At 45.3% G+C, this 764-nt stretch carries 1 protein-coding gene; it reads right to left on the bottom strand.

All coding sequences use genetic code 11. From position 1 onward, the window contains the following. A partial coding sequence (locus tag ACYUCW_RS18060; protein ID WP_163748934.1) for an elongation factor Tu occupies positions 1-764 on the bottom strand: 764 nt, incomplete at both ends.

The raw sequence follows: 764 nt of genomic DNA, 5'->3' as shown, positions 1-764 counted from the left end.
AGAACACCTACGTTCTCACCTGCACGACCTTCGTCAAGTAATTTACGGAACATTTCAACGCCAGTACAAGTTGTTTTTGCGGTTTCTTTGATACCAACAATCTCAACTTCATCACCTACTTTGATGATACCACGCTCTACACGACCAGTAACTACTGTACCACGGCCTGAGATTGAGAATACATCTTCGATTGGTAACAGGAATGGTTTGTCAATTGCACGCTCTGGCTCTGGGATATAAGAATCCAGTGCTTCTGCTAATTCAACAATTTTTGCTTCCCACTCTGCTTCGCCTTCCAGTGCTTTCAGCGCTGAACCACGGATTACTGGAGTGTCATCACCTGGGAAATCGTATTGAGACAGAAGTTCACGAACTTCCATTTCAACTAATTCTAACAGCTCTTCATCATCTACCATGTCACATTTGTTCAGGAATACGATGATGTAAGGAACACCAACCTGACGACCTAACAGGATGTGCTCACGAGTTTGTGGCATTGGACCATCAGTTGCTGCTACTACCAGAATAGCTCCGTCCATTTGCGCAGCACCAGTGATCATGTTTTTAACATAGTCGGCGTGACCTGGGCAGTCTACGTGTGCGTAGTGGCGAGTTGGAGTATCGTATTCTACGTGTGAAGTAGAGATGGTGATACCACGCGCTTTTTCTTCTGGCGCATTATCGATTTGGTCGAATGCACGAGCAGCACCACCGTAAGTTTTAGCTAAAACTGTAGTGATTGCAGCAGTCAGAGTTGTTTTACC

This window comes from Proteus sp. MB838, from assembly GCF_054767435.1.
The sequence above is the reverse complement of the archived record's forward strand: the minus strand, read 5'-3'. Positions and strand labels throughout refer to the sequence as shown.